This is a genomic window from Chitinophaga terrae (ex Kim and Jung 2007) (assembly GCF_900107795.1).
Lineage (GTDB): Bacteria > Bacteroidota > Bacteroidia > Chitinophagales > Chitinophagaceae > Chitinophaga > Chitinophaga terrae.
In genome coordinates, this window is record NZ_FNRL01000004.1 from 37270 (window position 1) to 60246 (window position 22977).

Genomic DNA, 22977 nt, shown 5'->3' on the forward strand with positions numbered 1-22977 from the left:
TAGTGCGTTCATTTCGTTTGGCGCAGTTATTCCTGCGTTCACGATCTAAATCGTTTTACTCGCAAAAAATAATACCATTTGAATGATTAACTTATTAACTTCATAGTAATAAATTATACTTTTTGCTTTAACCTATTTACATGGTGCGCCTTTCCAGGAGCACCTTTTTTTTAATAGGTTGATTGCGTGAGCCTTGCAATCTTCGTACCGATCAGGTAAACCGCTTTCCCTGTTGGATCTGCAGCTACAGCATTGAATCCTTCCCCGATCCGTTTCCAGTTCTTTCCTCCATCTTCCGATATATCGGTTCCCGTTGTTCCGGTCGCAATCACCAAACTATCCGTTATAAATGCAACACAGGACCTGTAACCTCCCGGCGAAGTTACCGGTTGTTGCCAGCTTTTACCTCCATCGTAGGTTAAAAAACAGTTACCCTGCTGCTGCATAGGTTGCTGGTAATCCCCGCCTACGACAATTCCCCTGCCGGCTGTCCGGAACGCTACAGAAAAAGCGCCGGTAGTATTTTGGCCCTGGATCACAGGTAACGTATAGGCTTTCCAGTTATCTTCCTTCTTCCAGAAACGAGCCACAGTACCACCTGTTACGAAAGCCGGCTGCCTGCCGGGCAATACAACCAGGCTGGTTCCGCTCGCTGCAAATATAGCCTCTCCGTTTGCCGCCACAGGCAGCTCAGTACTTTTTACTTTGCTCCAAGTTACGCCTTTATTTTGTGTCGTGATGACACTAAACTTATTTTCTATCGGATCGCCGATCGCTATTCCTTTGTTCGCATCCAAAAACTGAAGCCCATCAAAGAAAATAGCGGCGCTGGTATCTTCATATACTTTTTTCCATTCCTTTCCTCCGTTGACTGTCCTGTACACATAAGCCGGAGATCCGGCGTTGATCACAATGGCCTCCTCGCTGCTGAAAGCATACAACGACCGCCAGTCGCAGTTCTTACAGTCTCCCACCTGGCTCCATTCCCAGGTTTTTCCTCCATCCAGGCTCCTGCCTGCCTGTCCCTCAGTTCCACTTGCCCATAATACTTTTGCACTCACCACCGAAATTCCTCTCAGGCTTTTTGATGGCGGCTGGTGTATGACCTCTATATGATGATCCTGTGCAGTACCGGGAAGATGCATAAGCAACTGGAAGATCAGCAAGAGAGCGGCGGCGCCCCGGTTTCCCGTCAAAGCAGGCCATGGTAGCAGGGTTGAAAGGTTTAGTTGGCAATACTTCTTCCAATATATCATTTATATTCAATTTGTTGAAAGCAAGAAAATTACAAAATTGCTACAAAGTGTGAGCTAGATTTATATATTTGCAAGATTACCAAGACCTGCGTTTAATTACTAAATCATAGTGTGTCAACTGTCTAAATTTGTTCTGTTTTTCCTGTGCTGCTATTGGAGTTTGATCTCCGGACCTGCATCCGCCCAGGAAAAACCTTATATTTTTGATAGCTACAGCGTAAACGAAGGGCTTTCCCAAAGTACGGTGTTTGACATCATGCGTGATGATCAGGGGTTTATGTGGATCGCCACCCGCGATGGCGTGAACCGTTTCGATGGTTATACTTTTAACGAATACCGGTACAAACCCAGCTCTCTTTTTAAAGCCGGTGAAGGAATGGGAGAACTGGTTCCCAGGGGCAGCACCGGCGACCGTGCCGTTATCAACCGTTTTGATCTCAAAGGCTATAAAGGTTTTCTCTTTTACAAAGATGCCAGGCATCAATTATTACTGACCCACAACAACGGCATCAGCCTGTATAATAAATACCGCAACAGTTTCCAGACCCTGTTGGAAGATACTTCCAACGTAGACGCCCTGGAAAGGGATAATAATGTAAAATATTCGATCCTGGGAGAAGACGCTGCTGCCGGCGCCCTCTGGGTCTGGCGGCCAGCCAAAGGTTTATATGTGCTGGACGACAGCACTTACGCCATCAGGCGCATCATTCTCTACCCCCAGCAATTCTATAAGTCCAGGTCTCTTCCTACACAGGTGGTAAAAGATGCCGGTAACATCTGGATGAACGGGGGAGACGGAGAACTTTTCTCTTTGAATACCAGGAGTTTAAAACTATCCACCTATTGCATCCCGGGTATCAACTCAAAATCCCTGCTTCGCAACCTGAACAAAGATTCCCTGATCATTATCAGTACAGGGCACATTATCATCTTCAACAAACAACGGAACAGGTATACGGATCTTGCAGTGACAGCCGTCAACGAACGGGGAGAGCCCTTTGAACCTGCAGCAACAGAGCTGGACCAATACGGCAATGTATGGATAGGCGGGTCAGACGGTATTTTGATCTACAGCATCGCCAGGAATGAAGTGATCCGCCATATCACCAGTTTTAATACGTTCGAAACCAGGTCGTCCAACAACGTCATCTGCCTGTACCGCGATAGTTCCGACAACATGTGGGTAGGCACCGATGGCGACGGATTGAAAAAATATAGTCCGCATAAAAAAGTATTCAACCTGTACCGCTCTCCGTATATCACCCATAACATGGTGCAGGCGGTATACAAGCACGACGATGGCAAATTATATGTAGGCCTGATGCGTGACGGGTTGAATATCTATGAAGAAGGAGGAAGATTTTTGGAGCGGATATCCAATGAGTTATATCCAGGTAAATTTCCCGGCAACGACCTGGGAGCAATTTGCAGGGAAAGTGCTGATTACCTCTGGCTGCATTTCACCGGAATGCATATCGGCTTATTCAACGTGCAAACAAAAGCCTTCCAGGACCTGACAGGCAAGGTAACAGCATTGGGATTGCCTTACCAGCGGGCTCCTTTTCCTTTCCTGTTCAAGCGTACGAACGGGGAATTATATTTCAACTACGGTGGTTATTTGTTACGGTTTGAAGGAACGGAGAACGGGTATGATGTAAAGATCGTACACAACTTCGGGGAGGAGTTGCTGACCTGTTATTTCGAAGATTTCCTGGGTAACCAGTACGTGGGTACGAAATCGGCCCTCTATGTAAAGAATTCCTATGATCCGCGCTGGAAACTGATCACCCTGCCGCCAGGCACTTCTGTAAAATCTATCAACAAAAATGCGCATAAGGATCTGCTGGTAGCTACAAATAAAGGCCTGTTCGTTATAGACGGGGCCAATCATATCAAGCAGCATTATAACAGTTACGACTATCCCAAGCTGATCAATGACTATATGTATGGGGTGTTGCTGGATGATAAAGATAAAATTTGGGTCAGCCACAATAAGGGGATATCACAGATCAACCCGTTAACAGGAGAGATCACTACCTATAACTATGAAGACGGGCTACAATCGAACGAATTTAACACGGGGGCATATCACAAATCCATTGACGGTGAATTGTTTTTCGGCGGGATCAGGGGAGTGAATGGTTTTTATCCGAAAAATTTCAAAGAGAATTTATCCAATTCGAAAGTGGTGATCAGGCGGATGGAAGTATTGGATAAACCTTATGAGTCGGATACTGCAATTTCGTTGCTGAAGAAAATAGAATTGCCTTATAATCAGAACACTATAGCGATCGAATTTGTGCCGCTGGAATATACTAATCCTTTGAAGAACAAGGTGCAGTACAAACTGGAAGGAGCGGACGAGGATTGGGTGCAGGCGGGCGCTTTCAGGATGGCGAGGTACACTAACCTGCATCCGGGAAGTTATACTTTTAAGGTGAGAGGTTCCAACAACGATAATATCTGGAGCGCCGAAGCCACCACGTTAGAGATCGTGATAAAGATCCCTTTCTGGCAATCGTTGTGGTTCAGGTTTTTGCTTTTATTATTGCTGCTGGGCATAGCATATTATTTTTCAACATTGTATCTTGATTATAAGATCCGGCACGAAAAACTGAAGCTGGAAAAAGAGCAGGCTGTGGACCAGGAGAGAGCAAGGATCTCCAGCGATATGCACGATGATCTCGGATCAGGATTATCGACCATCCGGTTGTTGAGCGAGGTAGCGAAGAGAAAGATCAAAGATCCTTCACAGATCCGTGAAATTGAACGTATTTCAGAAACGGCAGGGGAGATGGTAGACAAAATGAGTGAGATCATCTGGGCGATGAGTTCGGCGAACGACAGTTTAGCCAACCTGATCGCCTATATGAGAAGTTTTGCAGCCGAATTCCTGGAACATGCGCATATCTCGCACCAGTTCTACATCCCGGAAACAATTCCGAATATTAAACTGAGCGGAGGAACAAGGAGAAATATTTACCTGGCTGTGAAGGAATCGCTTCACAATGTGGTTAAACATGCCAAAGCCACAGAGGTGATCGTGGAAGTGAAAGTGCATAAAAATATGACAATCATGATCAAAGACAATGGTAAGGGATTTGATCAGGAGAAGGTGAGGTTATTTGGTAACGGTTTGAAAAATATACAGAAACGAATGATGTCGGTGGGCGGAAATGCTGATATAACGTCTAACAACGGTACAATAGTTTTTCTCGATATCCCATTAAATTGACATACATTTGTCTGATGTAACATCTAAGTGTTATAATTCCTTTAAAGACATGACGGTATACTCTAAGAAAAAGTCCCAGGATCACATGGATACAATCACAATAGCGATTGTGGAAGACAATCATGACATCCGTACAGCAATGGAATTGCTGATCAATGGTTCGGATGGTTATGCTTGCGTTGGGACTTTTAACAATGCGGAAACCGCCGTGGAGCAAATCCCTCAATTGATGCCTAACGTGGTGCTGATGGATTTTAATTTGCCAGGCGGGATGAATGGGATTGAATGTATAGCCCAACTGAAAAGAGAACATCCGGATATGCAGTTTATGATGCTGACGGTGTATGAAGATGACGACAAAATCTTCATGGCATTGGAAGCAGGAGCAAGCGGGTATATCTTAAAGAAAACATCACCGGGTGAATTGCTGGAAGCGATCCGCGACCTCTACGACGGAGGTTCGCCGATGAGCTCCCAGATTGCCAGGAGAGTAGTGGCGTTCTTCCAGAAACAGGCAAAACCCAATCCTGCTTTAGAAGCATTGACAGCCAGGGAAAAAGAAATATTAGATCAATTGTCTAAAGGCTATCTCTATAAAGAAATTGCAAGCAACCTCTTTATCAGTATAGAAACAGTGAGGCGGCACGTTCATAACATCTACGAAAAACTGCACGTACGCAGCAGAACAGACGCTGTTAATAAATACTACAACCGATAAAAATAAATAATGATAAGGGATTCCGGGATTCCAGGAATTTTCAATTTGCTTGAAAATTCCTGGCCATAGGGATCCCTAAGCTTTTTTAGGCTTCACTATCAAGTGCACAGTTAATACAATAGCGGCGATCAATAGGCATGTAAGCCTGAACAATATACCGGTTTTCATAAGGATTGGTGTTTTCGGTTAATAGCTAAAATAATTCACTATCGAACATACCACAGCCCTGATGGTTAATTACCAGTCTATAGATCTTGATATTAAATAAAAAGAAAGCGATTACCTGAGCATCTGCCAGGAATCAAATTTCCTGATCAGGCGGAGGAATTTGTTGCCAATGTTATTTTCCTGTTCTTTCTTGATAAAGTAAGAAGCAACGAAAGCGCCGAGAACTACGGCAGTAATGATAGATAGAAATAGTATTTTCATAAGGACATAGGTTAGGATATCAGTAAAAGTTGACGTATGTAAATATAATAATTTTTTTGATATAATTGTTTTTCCAGATAATTTTTTGAAAAAACTTCCCGGGGTTCTGAAATTCACTTCATCTTCTTCTACTACTAATAAAAAAACCGGGAATGTAATATCACATTCCCGGCATCTTACCTGTTGATGGTCATTTATTGGGCAGGAGCCACGCTTGTTTGTGCATTATTGATAGGCCATACGCCAGGGGTAGGAACACTCACTCCTTTGGTGTTGCCTCTTGTATTGTTGTCTGGTCCGAAGTAATACAGCGGCCATCCTTTGTAGGTCAGCTGAGGCTTGCCATATACATGGATGGTATCAAAATCCGCTTTCTTCAGGATCGCAGGAATGCTTCCAATAGTAGCCAGGGAATCAATAGGCCAGAGCCCGTTGTTTGAAAAGTCTGGTTTCGTATAGGTATTGAGTTTATTTTTATCTGGTTTGAAAGAATAGAGCGTTACCCCATTCTGATCTGTAATATACTTAGTCAGGCCATCGCCAACCTGGTAGTTGCCGAGGTAGTTCTTTCCATCATTGCCTGTTAACTGGTATTGAGCGATCATAACAGCATAATCGTTCCTGGCAACAAACCAGATGCTGTCTGCTGCATCGCCCTTAACATCGCCCGCTTTTGAATCTACGGCATAGTAGTACAGGGGCCAGCCTTTGAAAGTAGTTTGTTTGCTGCCATCTGCGCGGGTAATAGTACCAAAATCGCTGCTGTTCAAACCGGTTCCCACGCTGAGGGAAGCCGAGTAATAAACAGGCCATGCCGACAGGCAGCCTCCTGTACAGGCGGAACTGCCGTTTGCATCCTTGGCAAAGAAATAAAGTGTTTTACCATTGCCATCGGTGAGGATGTTGCCGAACGTGGCATTAGCGGTGATCTGGATCTTGCCGCTGTTATCTGTATTGCCTCCTCCGCCGCCATAAGGGTCGTTATCGCTGCTTTTTGAACAGGCAATTATTTGTGTGATAGCTATCACCAGGCCTAAAATGATTGCATTTTTTTTCATGATCGTGAGTTTTAATTCGTTTTGTGTTTATGTTTATTCCAACCAAAAGCACGTGTTATATTGAATCCGAAATAGATATCCCCGTTATTCCAGGTACCGTTCGTCTGTGTCAGGTAAGCTGGTCCAACCATGCCCTGCGAATTGCTGAACACCAGCTGGAATACGTGGCCGCCTGTTTCAATATCTACTCCCATGCTCAGGGATGAATGCAGATCCTGCGACGGCAGCGGGTTACCGGTGATGTAGTTGTATTCTGCGTTGACGCTTACCCGTTTGGTTATTTTCATTCTGCCGCCGGCGCTCAGGAGGAAAATATCATTTTTGTCGGCCAGGGTAGGTACCAGGTTGTAATGCACCCAGGAAGGCACCAGTTCCAGCGACAATCGTTCAGAGAATTTTCGTGCAATAAGCAACTGTGTAGTGTAGGCTGTCCGGTACGAGAAATCGAGATACGGTTTGTCGGTGTATTTAAGCGTTTGTGTTGTTGCCACTCCATAAATGCTGATGGCCACCGGCATGCTCTCCTTATTTTGATAGGCGATAATATATTTCAGGGAGCCATCAAATGTTTTGTTCAGTGAACTGCGGCCAACGCCTACAGATAACCTGTTGGTGATCCCGTAATCAAGCCCGAAACGGATGGTGGCGTTATCGAGGCCGAACAGTTCGTAAGCGCCTCCGTTGACCTTTCCGAACCGGTGCATGATCATGAACTGGAGGTTTTTTTTGCCGGGTTGTTCCACCGTTGGCAGGTTTACGATCTGGGTAGCCTTGAATATGGACCGCACCCTGGTATCAGCTTTTTCCTGGCCGGCGATCGAATCATTGAGGATGTTCAGCAGGTTGCTGTCTTTATCTTGCGCCCGCAACCCGGAAATAGCCAGTGCAAAACATGCGCTTAGTATTATTTTTTTTAGCATGATGGATCTTATTTATTCATTGCATTACAAGAGATAGTTATTACAACCTGTATGGTTTTGGCAACGCTGTTCTGAAGCAGCGATGGCAGCTTTATGTTGTAGTCGTCGTATGCCACGTTGAAAGTAGACTTGCCTTTCAGCGTACCATTTGCTACCTCGATATCTGCCAGGGCCGTAACAGGTTTGGATACGCCATGCATGGCAAGCTGCCCGGAAACATGCACCTGGTACTTACCGTCTTTTGCAAGATTTACAGGGTCTGTGATCTTGCCTGTAAAACTGGCTTTAGGGTATTTATCGCTCTCCATCACTTCTTCGTTGAAATGGTCCTGCATCAGTTGTTTCTCAAACAGGAAACCTTTTACCAGCAGGTTGAATGCTACCTGGTTGTTGGAGGCGTCTATTACGGCCAGCACCTGTTTGTTGGCTGCCTCGATATTTTCTGCTGCTGTTTTGGAGAAAAAACGGGCCTCCCCGTTGCGGGTAAAATATTTCTGGGCGTCGGCATTGCGGAATAATCCCAGCAGCAGGCCGCATATCAGTAATTTTCTCATATAGCTACATTTGAGATGATCTGATCATTAATTATTTAAAGCTCCTCTCTTGATCCAACTGTCAATTTTGTTGATATCGCATTCAGATAGTTGCGGGGCTCCCATAGGCATGGGCGAAACAGTGCCGGTATGCTTGATGGAACTTAAAAGCGCTCCATTTGCAGCTTCGGCTTTCAGGGTATTGAAGTCTTCCAGGTTCAATCCCGAATTGGTCCGGTATGTATTGGCGCTATGGCATTTATAGCAATTGGCGGTTAGTATCGGGAGTACATTCGCCTGGTATTTCATACCAACGGTATCACAGGCGGTTGGCGGAGGTTCGCCGTTCGGGTTGTTGCGTAATGATTCTTCATTATCCTTTTTACAACTGTTCATCGACAAGCACCCGAGAATGAAAAGAGTTCCGGCGATAGCGGTTAATGTTTCTTTCTTGATCATCATATGGTTTATTTATGGTTTTGAGATGGTATGATGGCCGCGTCTACAATGTTGACGTCCATCAGGAATCCGAGGCAACGCCCTTTGACGGTAACCTGATCGCCTTTCTGTATTGGTGCAGCCGGGTTGGCCATGGTGCAGTTAACAGCGCCTGCGGCGTCTGTTCCTGCATCCAGCAGGATAGCTACAGCCCCGTTGGATGACTGCACATCGGCCACTGTTCCGGAAACCGCAACAACCTGGTTCGTGTATTTTTGATTGGCTTTCTCTTCGTCTGTGTTGAAATCGTGATAGAGTTGAGCAGACGATACATCGATAGCGTTGGCAGAAAGATCAACCGGCTGCCTGGTACGGTGATAGGCTTTCCAGCCCCATGTGCCGCCTACGATGCCGCATAGCAAAAGGATCCCTATAACGGAAAAAATCACTTTTTTTCGTTTCATTTTTTTGGAAATTATTGTTGATTGGAAATATGAATTCTACTGCGTACGCATTACCTGGCGATAGCGTCGTTTTCCATTTCTCTAAAGGTTTTTCTTAATCGATATTTGCGCTCCCACGCTGCCGAGCGATATGTTGCCATATCCTACGTTGCTCATGGGAATTTTTACATAAGGAGCAATTTGAAGTGATAAATTTTTAAACTGTTGTTCGTACCCCGCCGATATGTTTGCAGATGGCAGTATACTTTTTCCTTTTCCTGTGACGTCCTGGTTAACAGGCGGATTGTTGTAGTACTGGTAGGAATAGGATTGTTTTACCATCCACATTGTTGAAACGCCTGTACTTACGAAAACATCTCCTTTCCCGGAACGCACTACGTCGTACCGCACATTCAGAGGGATATCCAGCATCGTACATTTTCCGCCCATATTGGAAACGCTGGGGGGAATTGTTACGCCATCGGGGTGGAAAGTGTTTCTTGTAACATTGTAGGTCATTGATTCCCTGACGATCCCTAATTCTACAGAAAACCTGGATGTAGCGGAGAACCTTCTCTGTACCATCAGCCCTGTATTCAGGCCCAGGCCATGCGACAGGGTTCCTTTAATAACACTGGCATTTGCGCCCACAGCCAGGCCAATGTTCCATTTGGATCGTGAATAGACCTCTCGTTTCCGTTTCTTTTTCTCCTGGCTGGAAGCGCTATCTCCGTTGGCATTGTTTTTCTGCGTTAAGCCTGCAAGCCCGGCTTTCTGAGGGGTGGCGGTCTGTTCGGAAGCCTGTCCGGTTACGTTATTGACAGGCGACTCCGTTTTCGCCAGGTTGTTTTTTTCTTTATCCGCTGCAATCATTGCAGGCGCCCCGGTCAAAGGTTCCTGGCTGGCGGTTTCGCCGGCAGGTATGCCTGCTTTCTCCTGTTTATTACTTTCTTTACCCGTTCCATCCTTTGCCGGCAAGCCGCTTAAAGGATTATTACCGGCAGCTGCATCCCGCTGTGCTGTGCCTGCGTAACCTGCCTGCGTATCTTGCCTGTTAACCTGTCCCGGATCTTTGTCGGCGCCCGTGCCGGTTGATGGACGGGGATTTGTTGAATTGACATATTGACTATCGGCGGTGATTTTCCCTGCGCCCGGCGATACCGGCGCCGTTGTTTTCACCTTGTCCGACTGCCTTGGAACCAGGAAGTTATCAGGTTTCTTGTTGTATTCAGTCCAAAGAACTATCAATAAAGCCAGACCCAATACCGGGATCGCCCTCCATGAAAAGATCAGATGCGAGTATTGGCCCCAAAACGCGATGAGTGGAGTATACCAGAAAATCGGCTTTTTCCTGTCCTTATCTGAATGCAGGTAATTGTTGTAAAAATCATCCCACGCACCTTCCGGTGCAGCAGGTGGTTCAAATTGATCTGCCGCATCCTTAAAAAGCTTATCCAGCTCTTTATCACTCATATCTTTGAAAATCTTTGGCATAATACTTTTCTAGCATTTTTCGCAGGGTTTTCCTCGCTTTCAACAAGTTGGATTTTGACGTACCAACCGAAATTCCCAACATCCCGGCAACCTCTTCGTGCGATAATCCCTCTATTACATAGAGGTTAAATGTATTTCTATAGGCAGGGCTTAATTGCTGTATCAGCGTAAGCAGTTCCTTATACGAAATGTCTGTGATGGAATTATCATTAGCCCCATATTCGTTTTCCAACTGCTTGTCCATTTGGCCCCACGACACTTTACGCTTCCTGGACTTCATATTATTAAGGCATGTATTGATCATAATCCTTTTCAACCAACCCATGAATGCCTTTTCACCTTCGGCTTCCAATCCCGGCAACTCAAATGACGAAATATTCCTGAATATCTTCACAAAACCATCGTTCAGGCATTCCAAAGCATCTCCTTCGTTTTCGGTAAAACGATAACACACCGAGTAGGCATACCCGTAGTAACTTTCGTATAACAGTCGCTGGTCAATTGTTTTTTCTTGTTTACAACCTTCCAGGATTTCCGGTAATTTATATTTCATTCACAGTTGAGCGCCTTACTTAATTGTTTATGTACTCGATCAGATGTATTGTAAGTATAAACATCTATTTTTTTAAGGAGGTTGCCTCCGGCTAAAAAAAACTGCTGAGTTCCCGGGAGCAGACGCAGGCATGGTGCTTGCAGATGCGGGGCCAAGGTTATATTTTTAAAAATAACATCCCTTAAAAAGCTGACTTACAATTTTTTAAGTATATTGGCTAACTAATACTTGGGATGATTGGCTGAATCCTTTATTTTTGCCAGCATTCTGGTTTTGCTAAAAGATTTAGTATCGGAGCAAATCAAAGATAAAACCCTTGAATTTATAGTATTTAGGAAATTTTAATATATGGCAAACACGGACAAAACGGATAATAAAGATCTATTTGCTTCCTATACAGAAGACTCCATACGGTCGCTCGACTGGCGGGAGCATATCCGCCTCCGGCCTGGGATGTATATCGGTAAGTTAGGTGACGGTTCCAGCATGGACGACGGTATTTACATACTGTTAAAAGAGGTGACAGACAACTGTATCGATGAACATACCATGGGGTTTGGAAAACAAATCGATATTAAAGTGACTGAGCACCATGTAACAGTTCGCGACTATGGCCGGGGTATCCCGCTGGGTAAAGTCGTGGATGTGGTGAGCAAGATCAACACCGGTGCGAAATACGACAGCAAGGCCTTCCAGAAATCTGTGGGTCTGAACGGTGTGGGTACCAAAGCAGTGAACGCGTTATCCAGTTATTTTAAAGTACAATCTGTCAGGGATGGCCGCATGAAAACTGCGGAATTCGAAAGAGGAGTACTGATCAAAGAACATAAGGAAACAGCTACCACGGAGCCTAACGGTACTTTCGTGACTTTTACCCCCGACGATACTGTTTTCAAAAATTACCGGTTTATCCCTGAATTCCTTGAAAACCAGATATGGAACTATTGCTTCCTGAACGCGGGCCTTACCATCAACTTCAATGGTAAAAAATATATTTCCAAGAACGGGTTGCTGGACCTGCTGCAACGCAAAACGAATGAAGAAGACCTGCGCTATCCTATTATCCATTTAAAAGGAGAGGATATTGAAGTGGCCATCACCCACGAAAATCAATACGGTGAAGAGTATTATTCTTTCGTTAACGGCCAGCACACCACCCAGGGCGGTACGCATCTCAGCGCATTCAGGGAAGCGTTCGTGAAAACCGTTCGCGATTTCTATAAGAAAGATTATGACGCAACAGATATACGCAGCTCTATCTGCGCCGCTATTGCAGTGAGGGTACAGGAGCCGGTATTCGAATCGCAAACAAAAACCAAACTGGGTTCCCAGGTAGTTTATGAAGGCGGTCCTTCTGTGAAGGCTTTTGTATTGGAATTCCTCTCCAAGCACCTGGATGACTACCTGCATAAAAACCCTGCTGTTGCGGAAGCAATGAAGAAGCGCATTGAGCAGAGCGAACGTGAAAGAAAGGAATTGGCGGGTATCAAGAAGCTGGCGAACGAAAGAGCTAAAAAAGCGAACCTGCATAACCGCAAACTGCGCGATTGCCGCCTGCACCTGAACGATGAGATCAATGGTAAAGATAAAGCGGAGCAGGAAGCAAAAAGGCTGAACTCCACTATCTTCATCACAGAGGGTGATTCTGCCAGCGGCTCCATTACCAAATCACGTAACGTGGAAACACAGGCTGTATTCAGCCTGCGTGGTAAACCGCTGAACAGCTTTGGTTTAACGAAGAAGATCGTATACGAAAACGAAGAGTTTAACCTGCTTCAACATGCATTAAATATTGAAGAAGGGCTGGAAGGGCTCCGTTACAACAATATCGTGATCGCAACCGATGCCGATGTGGATGGTATGCACATCAGGTTATTGTTATTGACCTTCTTCCTGCAGTTTTTCCCTGACCTGGTGAAGAACGGGCATGTGTATATCCTTGAAACGCCTTTGTTCAGGGTACGCAATAAACAACAAACCATTTATTGCTATTCTGAAGAAGAAAAACAAAGGGCGACAAAGAAACTGGGCAATAAGCCGGAAATAACCAGGTTTAAAGGGTTGGGAGAGATCTCGCCTGAAGAATTTGGAAAGTTTATAGGGGAAGATATGCGTATAGAACCGATTATCTTATCCAAAGACATTCATATCCAGAAGTTGCTCGAATACTATATGGGTAAGAATACACAGACCCGCCAGGAATTTATCATCAATAACCTGCGCCAGGAGAAAGATCTGTTGGTAGAAGAATTGGCTTAATACCGAATAATATTATATGGGCTTAATACACCTGGTTTTTGGTCAGTCTTCCGTTCCGGTGCTTACAGAAGCTGTGACATTGGACGAAAAGATGGAGGGTGAAATAATCTGTTTTGAAGATGATCTCTCTGTAGGACCATTGTTTATACTGGATACCCCTGAAGGCAGGGCAAACAGGAAACTGTTCTGGCAGCAGCTGGCCGGTATCGAAACGGTAGTGGCGGAAGAAGCTGCAGGCAATACTCCTGCTCCTGCGCCGGTTGCAGAAGAGCAGCAGGAAGACATTGATCGCTTCCGCGCCCTGAAAGCAAGGCTGAAGGAAGACCCTGAACTGGAAGTATGGATCTGGGCCGGGCAAAATGCAAGAGATGTAAGCGGCTATTACTGGTTAGTTAGCCAGTTATACGATTTTGCCGGGCGAATACATATCATATACCTGAATAACCTGCCTTTCCTGAATGAAAAAATGCAGGTTTTCTATCCTACTCACCTGCATCAGATCCTGCCTAAAGAGTTTTTAAAAGCGAGGAAACTGGCACGACCTATTTCCCTGGCAGAGTATGAACTGGATGGAGATGAATGGAGGCGTTTAATGAACGAGAATGCCGGGATCAGGTTGCTGGAAGGCGGTAAAAAGCTGAAAGGAGAACCTACTTTATTTTACGATAAAGAATTGCTGGCGCAAAGCGGGAAAGAATTTGTGAAAGCATGGAAGATAGTGCAGCAGGTAACCGGTAAACTGAAATACCCGGTCATGGATCAATTCCTGGGATGGCGGCTGAAAGAACTGATCAAAGAAGGAAAGCTGGAAAGCAAGGGAGAATTGAAAACGATCAGGGACTTCGAAGTAAAATTACCAGGCGAAACAGCACCGGCAGAAAGTACCCCGGCCAGTTAGCGATAATTGCTTATAACCATATTAAAAGGCATGATCAAAGTAACAGCTTTAGAACAATTTGGCGCAGATGACAGGGGAAGCGGCTATTTCTGGGATAACTGCAGAACAGGTAACTTCCTGCTTTGCTACAGGAACGCCGGAAGCAGCAGCGGGCAGCATTACCACGAAGGTAAAAGCGCCAACAAAGACCCCGAAATACTTTTCCTTTTCACCGGGAAAGCAGAAGTACACTGGTGCCCGTTAGACGGTAAGGAAATTATAGTCACTCCCGTTACCGCACCTGCAAGGGTAGAGATACCTGTCAATATCTGGCATCAACTGATCGCTGTTACTGATTGCTGCTTTATAGAATTAAATTCCCTGGAAGATGTTCAGAAAGATAGTGTGAGGATCTGGAGGGAAGATTTTGAAAAAATGATCAACGTAAAACCGTAAGAATATCGATACATGGATATGGAAAATAAAACACCAGACGAATCTCTGCACAATGTCACCCACGTAGGCGGCATGTACGAGAACTGGTTCCTGGATTACGCTTCGTATGTGATCCTGGAACGTGCGGTACCCAGCCTGGAAGATGGGCTAAAACCGGTACAACGTCGTATCCTGCATGCTATGAAAGAAATGGACGATGGCCGTTTCAATAAAGTGGCTAACGTCATCGGACAAACGATGCAGTATCACCCGCATGGAGACGCTTCCATCAGTGATGCCATCGTAAACCTCGGACAAAAAGACCTTTTGATAGAAACCCAGGGTAACTGGGGGGATGTGAGAACAGGCGACGATGCAGCGGCAGCAAGGTATATTGAAGCCCGCCTTTCCAAATTTGCATTGGAAGTTGGCTTCAACAATAAAACAACCTCCTGGCAACTGAGCTACGACGGCCGTAAACAAGAGCCGCTCGTTCTGCCAATGAAATTCCCGCTGCTGCTGGCACAGGGAGCAGAGGGAATCGCGGTAGGTCTTTCTACCAAAATATTACCTCATAACTTCAATGAATTGATAGACGCTTCTATCAAGTACCTGAAAGGAAGGAAGTTTGAATTGTATCCCGACTTCATTACAGGCGGAATGATAGACGTTGCCAACTACAACGATGGCAAAAGAGGCGGAAAAGTAAGGGTAAGGGCGCATATCGAAGAACGAGACAAGAAAACGCTTGTCATCAAAGACGTACCTTTCGGCATTACTACCACCCAGCTGATGGAGTCGATCGTTAAAGCCAACGATAACGGCAAGATCAAGATCAAAAAGGTAGTGGATAACACAGCAGCGGAAGTAGAGATCGAAGTGCAACTGGCCCCGGGCATTTCCCCTGATATTACCATTGACGCCTTATACGCATTTACAGATTGCGAAATCTCCATTTCTCCGAATGCCTGCGTGATCGTAGACGATAAACCAAGGTTTATCACGGTTTCTGATCTCCTGAGATCATCTGTCGATTTCACGAAAGAGCTGCTGAAGAAAGAACTGGAGATCAAACTGGCCGAACTCCAGGAGAAACTCCACTATACCTCCCTCGAAAAGATCTTCTTCGAGAAAGGCATATACAAGGAGCTGGAACAAAAGCATAAAGACTGGGAAGCAGTGCTGGTGGCTATCGACAAAGGATTCACCCCTTATAAGAAAAGCCTGAAACGCGAGATCACCAGGGAAGATATCATCAAGCTGACAGAAAAGCCGGTACGTCGTATCTACCGTTTGGATATCAACGAACTGAACGAACAGATCAAAGGCCTGGAAGCAGATATTAAAGAAGTGAAGAACAACCTCGCTAACCTGGTTGATTTCACCATCGCTTACTTTGAAGGGCTGCAGAAGAAATACGGCAAAGGCCGCGAGCGCAGAACAGTGCTGAAAACCTTTGACACCATCCAGGTAGCACAGGTAGCCATCGCCAACACCAAACTGTATGTAAACAGGGCGGATGGTTTCATCGGTACTTCGCTGAAGAAAGACGAGTTCGTAGCCGACTGTTCAGACCTTGACAATATCATTGTTTTCCGCCGCGACGGTAAAATGCTGGTTACCAAGGTAGCAGATAAAACTTTCGTAGGTAAAGACATCATCCATGTGGATGTGTTCAGGAAGAACGATGAGCGTACTACCTATAACATGATCTATGTGGAAGGTAAAACCGGCGTAAGCTATGCGAAAAGGTTCAATGTTACAGGGGTAACCAGGGATAAGGAATACGATCTTGCACATAAAGGCGAAAAGAATTCCAAAGTGCATTACTTCAGCGCCAACCCTAACGGGGAAGCGGAAGTGGTAACCATTAAACTCAGCCCTAACTGCAATGCCCGTAACAAAGAGTTCGATATGTTCTTCGAAACTATCGCCATTAAGGGCCGTAACTCTATGGGTAACGTGGTAACCAAATACCCTATCAGGAGCGTTAAGTTCAAAGAGAAAGGAGTGTCTACACTGGCAGGGCAAAAGATCTGGTACGATCCTGAAACGGGTCGTCTGAACACCGAAGAAAGAGGCGTATACATCGGTGCATTTGAAGGCGATGACAAGATCTTTGTTGCTTTCAAGAATGGTACCTACGAGCTTACGAACTACGATCTCACTAACCGCTACGAGTCTAACGACGTAGTATATATCGAGAAATTCAATCCTGAAAAAATAGTAACAGCCATCTACTTTGATGCGGATAAAAAGCAATACAATGTAAAACGCTTCCGTATCGAAACCCAGACGCTGAATAACAAATTCCTCTTCATTAAGGAAGGCGCTAACAATCACCTGGAAATGGTGACCACTCACAGCCAGCCTGTAGTGCTGTTGAAGACAGGTAAAAAACGCAGTCCTGAAGAGCAGGAGATAGACCTCTCAGAATTTGTGGAAGTAACCGGCTGGAAAGCAGTAGGTACGCGGATCGCAGGCGAAGACCTGATCAGTGCAGAGCTGCTGTCGGAAGATGAGGACCCGGATCCGAATGAAGACGGCGTGCAACCCGGCGCACAGGGAGAATTATTCTGATGATTTCCTTGAATAGGTATAAATGAAAGGTGTCCGTTACGGGCACCTTTCTGCTTTAAATAATATCACTACACATTTCCACCCAGGTTCACTATCAGCTTCTCAAGGAACCGGATAGTGTTCAGGTATTCCTCTTCCGTCGTGCCTTTGGTAATGGCGTCGCGGTTGGCTTCCTGCAGGGTGGATATCTGCGCGAAAGCGTCCTTTCCTTCGGGTGTAAACCAGTATTTCCCTTCTTTTAATACGATCCAGTTCCTGGAAACAAGCTCCTGGAACAGCGATTCGTATTCGCTTTCATTGACAAAACGATGAACCTGGTGATAAAAGAGATCTTTGCAGATCTTCTCGTGGGTATCAATGTTCTTCATGATCTGCCAGTGATACCTGTTAATGCCAAACGATTCAAAGGCCTGGTTTACGAATTTGGTTAAGAGGCTGTCCACTTCTCGCAGGTACCAGCCGATGGGCATTTTATCTTTTATAGCGGATGACATATACGTTAACTTAATTGGGAGTAGTTGACCTGTGTTAAGAAAATAAATGAATGTTCGTTCGTTTAACGATGCAAAGTTAACAGAACAATCGTTCTTTCAACAAAAAAATCTTTCTAAACCTAAAAAATAATTTTGACCAGGAAGGTGGTAAACTATGCTGTTTATCAATACCTCTTATTCATCCATTTTATCGAAAAAGGGACCATTCGCCGCTCCTTAACCTTGGGTCAGCAAACTCCTGTAAACTAATAATGCTCAAATATCTTGTCTATCTGTACAGATGGATCAGAAAAGAACTCCTTCAGGCTGCACAGTTCCCTGAATTCTCCATGCTCATAGTCAGCAAAGGCCAGGCATTTTTTCCGGGGATACCAAACCAGGAAACCATCGCTTCCATAGTTATCAACTTCCTTCAACAGGTCTAAAAACTTGTGTTTATTCCAGTTAACTTCTTTTACATCCAGCAGGGAATTGAATTCAATGAATTGCACATATTTGTTGCCTGGCAGTTCAATCCTGCGTTGATCGCTGCGCAGTATTTTCAGCAGGTCTTCAGGTATCTTGTAGCTTTTCAGGTCCAGGATCCGTTGTTCTTCATTATGCCACCGTTCAGGTTCCAGGGATCTTATAAAAGCCTTCATCTCCTCATTTTTGTGTTCTACTGCACAGTTATATGGCCGCTCCCCGTACTTATCTTTGATGGTTACATCTGCTCCATGCTCTACCAGCCATTTCACTGTGGCCAGGTCGTTGTTTGCGGCGGCAACATGCACCGGGGTAGAGTTATAGGGATATACCATATCCGGTTTGCAAAAATTCACATCAATACCATAGTCTAAAAATATCTCGATAGCATGGCGTTGCCGGTTCGACACTGCCTGCCTTAACGCTGATCCATCGTTCTTCAGGTCGTAGCCGTTTTCGAGCAACAGCATGATCACCTCGTACTGGTTACCATACAGGGCGTTGTTCATCGCGGTTTTCCCGATCTTGTGCCGGGCGTTGACATTCGCACCTTTTTCGATCAGCAGCTTTACTGTTTTTGCATCGCAGTTGGAGCTGGCCATTAAAATTGCCGGGTTATCTTCCTGGTTCAGTTCTACGTTTTTGGAGAGAAGCCAGTCGATCACTTTCTTCTTGTTCTCTGAGAGCGCCAGTATAATAGGCGTTTCTGCAACCCGTTCTGTAACCTGGATAGGGGCATTGATATCAAGTCCTTTTGCCACTTCCTTTTCCAGCGCTTCTATGTCTTCGTTCATAACAAGCGTAGCGATTTCCGTTAATGTTGCAGTGGGGCCAAATAGTTTCATGGCGAAATCTTTTTGAATTATTTTGATAGCATTCTATCACCCGAAGATAAGTTTCTCCGGGCATATCTGTATTTAGTATTGATGCGGCTGACTATCGTTGTTTTTTCGCCGGCTTTTTACCTGGGTTACTGCCTTCTTCGGCCTGGTAGTCGTCCACCGATTTAGGATTGGTCATGCTTTTCTTTTTCTGGATCAGCGGTTGGGGAACCGGTGCGCCTTTGCCCAAAGGAATGGCGTCGTTAAAGATCTTGTTCACATGCACCCATTTGCCAGCCTGCCATTTATAGCCTTCGTAGTCCATGTCGGATACGTAGGTGAACTTCTTCATGGGTTCATTGGTTTCTGAAATAAGATGATCGTAAACGATCATATTCAGTTCCTTGTTGTAGTTCAGCGTTGCGGTACTCTCTTTTTTGTATTCGATGATAAAGCGGTTCTGAGTGGGTTTGCGTACGCTGTCTTCCACGAAACTGAAGAATGGTCCGCCAAATACCGGCGCGCCGTTCTTGAAGGTCAGCATTTCCGCTATTTTCTTCTGGCTCCTGGGGTTGTTGGCGTCCCAGCCAAAAAGGGTATAATAGTCCTGGTTGAAATACCGCTTGTGTATAATATTATAATACAAACAGCCGTACCAGCTCTTGTTATCGGTAACGGTATCGGTGTTGGTCATAAAATCGGAAGCATCGAAGAGGGGAAACAGTTTCAGCTGGCCGTCGGGCGTTTTCATCTGGATAGCGCCATAGTGCCTGTAAAAACCATTTTCCTTTTCCAGCGCCCAGGTAAATATCCTGAATGCGCTGTCCTGCGGGTAGAGGATAGAAACCGTTTTCAGGGAATCGAACGGGAAACGGAATGAGTGCTTAACCTTCAACGCCCTTACCAGCAATGGAATAAAATCGTCTGTCGCCTGTAAACGTCCATCATTGCCTTTACCGCTGAAGATCTCCTGGCTGAGGTATTGCAGGGAGTCCTGCATTTTTCTCAATTGCTTTAAACCAGCAGCATCCGGCAACTGGGCGAAAGTATAAAGTGAATTAACCAGCAGGAAAAGTGACAGCAATATTCTTTTTACCATAACTATTATACGGTTGCAAAGGTGAATTATTGTATAGAGCGGGCAAACGCCAAAAGATTATCACATCGCTGATCGATTAAAGGATGCGGAAACGGTGTTTCCGGTCTGGTAGATGGAATGAAAACCGTGTGCATGCCCAGGGACTTCCCAAACTGCATATCGCTTATCGTATTGCCAACCATAACCCCCTGGCTGAAATCCAGGTCGGGGAATTCATTTTTTGCCTGCATAGCCATACCGGTGGCAGGCTTGCGGCAAGGACTGGTATTGTCGACATCCGGGCAGAAATAAATAGCGTCGATCCGGCCCCCGTGGTGCCTGATCTGTTCCAGCATCTGTTGATGTATTTCGTGCAGGCCTGCTTCAGTGAGCATCCCTTTACCTATACAGCGTTGGTTGGTAACTATAAAGATCTTTTCGAAGCGCTGCGCCAGTATTGGCATGGCAGAAAGTACTCCCTCGCTGAATCTGAACATATCGGGCCGGAGCACATACCCGTCTTTTATCTCGTCGTTGATCACTCCATCCCGGTCAAGGAATAAAATCATGATGCCAGTACATTTTTAGCTGCTTCGTAATCGGCCGGGATACCTATATCAATGAAATAGGTATCGCTTACATGGCCATACAGGTCTCCTTTCTCTACTCCCGGTTCCAGCACTTCTTTCTCAAAAGAGAATGCCGGCGGCAGTGGCAGGCTTCTGAGGAAACTTACGCTGGTGATGTAAATACCTCCATTGATCAATCCTTCTGAGCAGAATTGTTTTTCCCTGAAAGCGGTGATCTGCTGCCGTTCATTGATCGTGATGCTGCCGTACCTGTCAAAATTCTGCATAGGTTTTAAAGCCAGCGAGATGACTGCGGGATTATTGCGGTGGAAAGCCCGGAAGAGATCGAATGATACGTCGAAATAGGTATCGCCGTTCACGATGAACACCTCGTCCTGCTCCAGTAAGGGCAATGCATTGATAATTCCGCCCCCCGTACCCAATGGCGTAGTTTCAACGCTGAAGGATACACGTAATGGGAGAGAAGTGCTGTTGCACCAGTCGATCACCTGTTCGGATAAATAGCCGAGCGACAGTACCGCATGGCTTACGCCCTGGCGGTGCAGGTATTGCAACAGGTAATATAAAAAAGGTTGATCCCCGATAGGGGCCATGCATTTAGGTTTGTCGGCCACCACGCTCCTGAGGCGCGTGCCCAGGCCACCTGCCAGTACTATACATTCCCTGCTCATGCTCCGAATAAATTATTCTCTACTATCTCGCAAATGATGTGGCCCACAGTGATATGTGATTCCTGTATCCTGGGCGTATCGTCAGATGGCATATTCAGCAGGTAATCGCACAGGTCTTTCATCTTGCCGCCGGAATGCCCTGTCATGCCTACTACTATCATCCCTTTTTCCTTCGCTGTTTTAATGGCTTCCAGGATATTGCCTGAATTGCCGCTGGTAGAAATAGCTACCAGCACATCGCCTGCCTGGCCAATGCCCCTGAGGATGCGGGAATATACCTGGTCGTAACCATAGTCGTTTCCTACGGCGGTCATATAGGATGTGTTGCAATGCAAGGCTTCCGCATAAAGAGGAAGGCGGTCTTTATAAAACCTGCCGGAGAATTCGGCGGCCAGGTGCTGAGCATCGGCAGCGCTGCCGCCATTGCCGCAGAACAGGATCTTATGGCCTGCCTGCAGGCTGCTGGTAATAGCTGCCGCAGTATGTTGAATATTGTTCAGTAATTGTTCGTCTTGGGCGATTGCATTCTTAACTGCAATACTTTCCTGGATTTTCTTAGCGATAAACTGGTTCATTACACTATGATTTTGTTGAAGACTGGGCTTAAATACTCCACGTTTGAATGCCGTTATTGGTAAAACTATAGCGTTTTACGTCACCGCCAAAATTTTTAAGTACATCTACTACGGCAAAGCGGGTGTTTTTAGGACAATAGAATATCATAAAGCCTCCGCCGCCGGCGCCTGAGATCTTTCCGCCTGAGGCCCCTGCTTTCCGGGCCGCTTCATAGATCTCGTCCAGTTGCGGGTTAGTGATACCTTTGGCCATCTTCTTTTTATATTCAAAACCATAATCAAGGATCTCGCCGATTTTATCGATTGATCCGCGAAGCAATGCTTCTTTCATCATGACCGCCTGGTCTTTCAGGTGATGCATGGCTTCAATGGAATCGTCTTTTTTATCAGTTACATTCTTTTGTTGTTCGGAAATAATGCTGGACGACAGGCGGCTGGTAGATGTATAGAATAATACCAGGTTGTTTTCCAGTTCATGCAGGTACACATCTTTGATCCTGAGCGGGTTTACGATCACTTTATCGTTCTTGTAGAACTCCATGAAGTTTACCCCGCCAAATGTAGCAGCATACTGATCCTGCTTTCCGCCGGCCTGTTGCAGGTCTTCACGTTCGATGGAATAAGCCAGGTGCGCCAGGTCATATTCTCCCAGCGGCAATTTCAGCCACTCTGCAAATGCGCCGAGCACAGCCACCACGAGGGTAGAGGAGGTGCCCAATCCTGATCCCGCCGGTGCATCCACGAACGTGGTCAGTTTGAAACCATTTGACGGAAACTTGCCATAGTCTTTATATACACGGTTGATCACGCCTTTGAGCAGATCCAGGTTGCCATCTATCGGTAACGGGTATACGGCATCGTATGTAGCAAACTCCCTGCGGTCTGCACATTCAAATATCACCTGCCCGTTGTCGAGAGGTTCGATGGCTGCACGCGCATACAAAGAGACAGTGGCATTGAGTATAGCCCCACCATACAAATCAGAATAAGGACTTACATCCGTTCCTCCTCCTGCTAATCCAATACGCAATGGTGCTTTACTTCTATAGATCATT

Annotated in this window: 22 protein-coding genes and 1 pseudogene; 7 read left to right on the forward strand and 16 right to left on the reverse strand. The window is 45.6% G+C overall.

Annotated features, from left to right (window positions below; all coding sequences use genetic code 11):
- Positions 1–170: 170 nt before the first annotated feature.
- Positions 171–1256 carry a WD40/YVTN/BNR-like repeat-containing protein gene (locus BLV62_RS05400; RefSeq protein ID WP_089759485.1) on the reverse strand — a complete coding sequence of 362 codons (1086 nt, stop codon included), beginning with the start codon at positions 1254–1256 and terminating at the stop codon, positions 171–173.
- A 109-nt stretch (positions 1257–1365) separates the two neighbouring features.
- Between BLV62_RS05400 and BLV62_RS05405 the strand changes: the two genes are divergently transcribed.
- A complete protein-coding gene (locus tag BLV62_RS05405; protein WP_258522410.1) occupies positions 1366–4491 on the forward strand; it encodes a ligand-binding sensor domain-containing protein in 3126 nt (1041 codons plus the stop codon).
- Positions 4492–4576: 85 nt separating this feature from the next.
- Positions 4577–5209, forward strand: coding sequence for a response regulator transcription factor (locus BLV62_RS05410; RefSeq protein ID WP_225889514.1), 633 nt, complete (start codon positions 4577–4579; stop codon positions 5207–5209).
- A gap of 279 nt (positions 5210–5488) precedes the next feature.
- Here BLV62_RS05410 and BLV62_RS28265 read toward each other — a convergent pair whose 3' ends face one another.
- The 7 genes from BLV62_RS28265 to BLV62_RS28950 all read right to left on the reverse strand — a co-directional run bounded on the left by BLV62_RS28265 (position 5489) and on the right by BLV62_RS28950 (position 9903).
- A complete protein-coding gene (locus BLV62_RS28265; protein ID WP_168927742.1) occupies positions 5489–5638 on the reverse strand; it encodes a hypothetical protein in 150 nt (49 codons plus the stop codon).
- A 194-nt stretch (positions 5639–5832) separates the two neighbouring features.
- Positions 5833–6696 (reverse strand): hypothetical protein, encoded by an 864-nt coding sequence (locus BLV62_RS05420; RefSeq protein ID WP_089759492.1) that lies wholly within the window; start codon positions 6694–6696, stop codon positions 5833–5835.
- Between the two features lie 11 nt (positions 6697–6707).
- A complete protein-coding gene (locus BLV62_RS05425; RefSeq protein ID WP_139169951.1) occupies positions 6708–7616 on the reverse strand; it encodes a DUF5777 family beta-barrel protein in 909 nt (302 codons plus the stop codon).
- Between the two features lie 8 nt (positions 7617–7624).
- Positions 7625–8170, reverse strand: coding sequence for a YceI family protein (locus BLV62_RS05430; protein ID WP_089759495.1), 546 nt, complete (start codon positions 8168–8170; stop codon positions 7625–7627).
- 27 nt (positions 8171–8197) lie between these two features.
- A complete protein-coding gene (locus BLV62_RS05435; RefSeq protein WP_139169953.1) occupies positions 8198–8611 on the reverse strand; it encodes a hypothetical protein in 414 nt (137 codons plus the stop codon).
- A gap of 5 nt (positions 8612–8616) precedes the next feature.
- A complete protein-coding gene (locus BLV62_RS05440; protein ID WP_089759498.1) occupies positions 8617–9051 on the reverse strand; it encodes an OB-fold protein in 435 nt (144 codons plus the stop codon).
- Between the two features lie 81 nt (positions 9052–9132).
- On the reverse strand, positions 9133–9903 hold the full coding sequence (locus BLV62_RS28950; protein ID WP_225889522.1) for an outer membrane beta-barrel protein: 771 nt from the start codon (positions 9901–9903) through the stop codon (positions 9133–9135).
- A 492-nt stretch (positions 9904–10395) separates the two neighbouring features.
- Here BLV62_RS28950 and BLV62_RS28955 point away from each other — a divergent pair.
- A pseudogene (locus BLV62_RS28955) lies at positions 10396–10569 on the forward strand (hypothetical protein); the annotation flags it as partial.
- On the opposite strand, the gene BLV62_RS05450 reads toward BLV62_RS28955, so the two are convergent.
- Positions 10496–11077, reverse strand: coding sequence for an RNA polymerase sigma factor (locus BLV62_RS05450; RefSeq protein ID WP_089759503.1), 582 nt, complete (start codon positions 11075–11077; stop codon positions 10496–10498). The pseudogene BLV62_RS28955 and the gene BLV62_RS05450 overlap by 74 nt on opposite strands.
- 348 nt (positions 11078–11425) lie before the next feature.
- Between BLV62_RS05450 and BLV62_RS05455 the strand changes: the two genes are divergently transcribed.
- Genes BLV62_RS05455 through BLV62_RS05470 form a run of 4 tightly spaced genes read left to right on the forward strand, consistent with a single transcriptional unit; the run spans position 11426 to position 17228 of the window.
- Positions 11426–13336 carry a DNA topoisomerase IV subunit B gene (locus BLV62_RS05455; RefSeq protein WP_089759505.1) on the forward strand — a complete coding sequence of 637 codons (1911 nt, stop codon included), beginning with the start codon at positions 11426–11428 and terminating at the stop codon, positions 13334–13336.
- 16 nt (positions 13337–13352) lie between these two features.
- Positions 13353–14234 (forward strand): DUF1835 domain-containing protein, encoded by an 882-nt coding sequence (locus tag BLV62_RS05460; protein ID WP_089759507.1) that lies wholly within the window; start codon positions 13353–13355, stop codon positions 14232–14234.
- Positions 14235–14264: 30 nt separating this feature from the next.
- Positions 14265–14669 carry a hypothetical protein gene (locus BLV62_RS05465; protein ID WP_089759509.1) on the forward strand — a complete coding sequence of 135 codons (405 nt, stop codon included), beginning with the start codon at positions 14265–14267 and terminating at the stop codon, positions 14667–14669.
- A gap of 18 nt (positions 14670–14687) precedes the next feature.
- Positions 14688–17228: a DNA gyrase/topoisomerase IV subunit A gene (locus tag BLV62_RS05470; RefSeq protein ID WP_225889515.1), complete on the forward strand. Its 2541-nt coding sequence runs from the start codon at positions 14688–14690 to the stop codon at positions 17226–17228.
- Between the two features lie 68 nt (positions 17229–17296).
- On the opposite strand, the gene BLV62_RS05475 is transcribed toward BLV62_RS05470, so the two are convergent.
- From BLV62_RS05475 to BLV62_RS05505, 7 genes are all read right to left on the reverse strand, one after another.
- Positions 17297–17722, reverse strand: a complete 426-nt coding sequence (locus BLV62_RS05475) for a hypothetical protein (RefSeq protein WP_089759512.1) — start codon at positions 17720–17722, stop codon at positions 17297–17299.
- A gap of 245 nt (positions 17723–17967) precedes the next feature.
- On the reverse strand, positions 17968–19032 hold the full coding sequence (locus tag BLV62_RS05480; RefSeq protein ID WP_089759514.1) for an ankyrin repeat domain-containing protein: 1065 nt from the start codon (positions 19030–19032) through the stop codon (positions 17968–17970).
- Between the two features lie 91 nt (positions 19033–19123).
- Complete coding sequence (locus BLV62_RS05485) at positions 19124–20107, reverse strand: hypothetical protein (RefSeq protein WP_089759517.1); 984 nt, start codon at positions 20105–20107, stop codon at positions 19124–19126.
- A 26-nt stretch (positions 20108–20133) separates the two neighbouring features.
- Positions 20134–20655 (reverse strand): D-glycero-alpha-D-manno-heptose-1,7-bisphosphate 7-phosphatase, encoded by a 522-nt coding sequence (locus BLV62_RS05490; RefSeq protein WP_089759519.1) that lies wholly within the window; start codon positions 20653–20655, stop codon positions 20134–20136.
- Entirely contained in the window at positions 20652–21347 is a 696-nt protein-coding gene (locus tag BLV62_RS05495) for a nucleotidyltransferase family protein (protein ID WP_089759521.1), read from the reverse strand. Before BLV62_RS05495 ends, BLV62_RS05490 begins: the two co-directional genes overlap by 4 nt.
- Positions 21344–21922 (reverse strand): D-sedoheptulose-7-phosphate isomerase, encoded by a 579-nt coding sequence (locus BLV62_RS05500; protein ID WP_089759523.1) that lies wholly within the window; start codon positions 21920–21922, stop codon positions 21344–21346. Before BLV62_RS05500 ends, BLV62_RS05495 begins: the two co-directional genes overlap by 4 nt.
- A gap of 28 nt (positions 21923–21950) precedes the next feature.
- Positions 21951–22976: a GHMP family kinase ATP-binding protein gene (locus BLV62_RS05505; RefSeq protein ID WP_089759524.1), complete on the reverse strand. Its 1026-nt coding sequence runs from the start codon at positions 22974–22976 to the stop codon at positions 21951–21953.
- Between the last annotated feature and the right edge of the window lies 1 nt (position 22977).

What these genes read in the sequence shown, in the direction of transcription:
- BLV62_RS05400 (WP_089759485.1), bottom strand. Translation starts at nt 1,256, where the DNA reads ATGATATATTGGAAGAAGTATTGCCAACTAAACCTTTCAACCCTGCTA.
- BLV62_RS05410 (WP_225889514.1), top strand. Translation starts at nt 4,577, where the DNA reads ATGGATACAATCACAATAGCGATTGTGGAAGACAATCATGACATCCGT.
- BLV62_RS28265 (WP_168927742.1), bottom strand. Translation starts at nt 5,638, where the DNA reads ATGAAAATACTATTTCTATCTATCATTACTGCCGTAGTTCTCGGCGCT.
- BLV62_RS05420 (WP_089759492.1), bottom strand. Translation starts at nt 6,696, where the DNA reads ATGAAAAAAAATGCAATCATTTTAGGCCTGGTGATAGCTATCACACAA.
- BLV62_RS05425 (WP_139169951.1), bottom strand. Translation starts at nt 7,616, where the DNA reads ATGCTAAAAAAAATAATACTAAGCGCATGTTTTGCACTGGCTATTTCC.
- BLV62_RS05430 (WP_089759495.1), bottom strand. Translation starts at nt 8,170, where the DNA reads ATGAGAAAATTACTGATATGCGGCCTGCTGCTGGGATTATTCCGCAAT.
- BLV62_RS05435 (WP_139169953.1), bottom strand. Translation starts at nt 8,611, where the DNA reads ATGATGATCAAGAAAGAAACATTAACCGCTATCGCCGGAACTCTTTTC.
- BLV62_RS05440 (WP_089759498.1), bottom strand. Translation starts at nt 9,051, where the DNA reads ATGAAACGAAAAAAAGTGATTTTTTCCGTTATAGGGATCCTTTTGCTA.
- BLV62_RS28950 (WP_225889522.1), bottom strand. Translation starts at nt 9,903, where the DNA reads ATGATTGCAGCGGATAAAGAAAAAAACAACCTGGCGAAAACGGAGTCG.
- BLV62_RS05450 (WP_089759503.1), bottom strand. Translation starts at nt 11,077, where the DNA reads ATGAAATATAAATTACCGGAAATCCTGGAAGGTTGTAAACAAGAAAAA.
- BLV62_RS05455 (WP_089759505.1), top strand. Translation starts at nt 11,426, where the DNA reads ATGGCAAACACGGACAAAACGGATAATAAAGATCTATTTGCTTCCTAT.
- BLV62_RS05460 (WP_089759507.1), top strand. Translation starts at nt 13,353, where the DNA reads ATGGGCTTAATACACCTGGTTTTTGGTCAGTCTTCCGTTCCGGTGCTT.
- BLV62_RS05465 (WP_089759509.1), top strand. Translation starts at nt 14,265, where the DNA reads ATGATCAAAGTAACAGCTTTAGAACAATTTGGCGCAGATGACAGGGGA.
- BLV62_RS05470 (WP_225889515.1), top strand. Translation starts at nt 14,688, where the DNA reads ATGGAAAATAAAACACCAGACGAATCTCTGCACAATGTCACCCACGTA.
- BLV62_RS05475 (WP_089759512.1), bottom strand. Translation starts at nt 17,722, where the DNA reads ATGTCATCCGCTATAAAAGATAAAATGCCCATCGGCTGGTACCTGCGA.
- BLV62_RS05480 (WP_089759514.1), bottom strand. Translation starts at nt 19,032, where the DNA reads ATGAAACTATTTGGCCCCACTGCAACATTAACGGAAATCGCTACGCTT.
- BLV62_RS05485 (WP_089759517.1), bottom strand. Translation starts at nt 20,107, where the DNA reads ATGGTAAAAAGAATATTGCTGTCACTTTTCCTGCTGGTTAATTCACTT.
- BLV62_RS05490 (WP_089759519.1), bottom strand. Translation starts at nt 20,655, where the DNA reads ATGATTTTATTCCTTGACCGGGATGGAGTGATCAACGACGAGATAAAA.
- BLV62_RS05495 (WP_089759521.1), bottom strand. Translation starts at nt 21,347, where the DNA reads ATGAGCAGGGAATGTATAGTACTGGCAGGTGGCCTGGGCACGCGCCTC.
- BLV62_RS05500 (WP_089759523.1), bottom strand. Translation starts at nt 21,922, where the DNA reads ATGAACCAGTTTATCGCTAAGAAAATCCAGGAAAGTATTGCAGTTAAG.
- BLV62_RS05505 (WP_089759524.1), bottom strand. Translation starts at nt 22,976, where the DNA reads ATGATCTATAGAAGTAAAGCACCATTGCGTATTGGATTAGCAGGAGGA.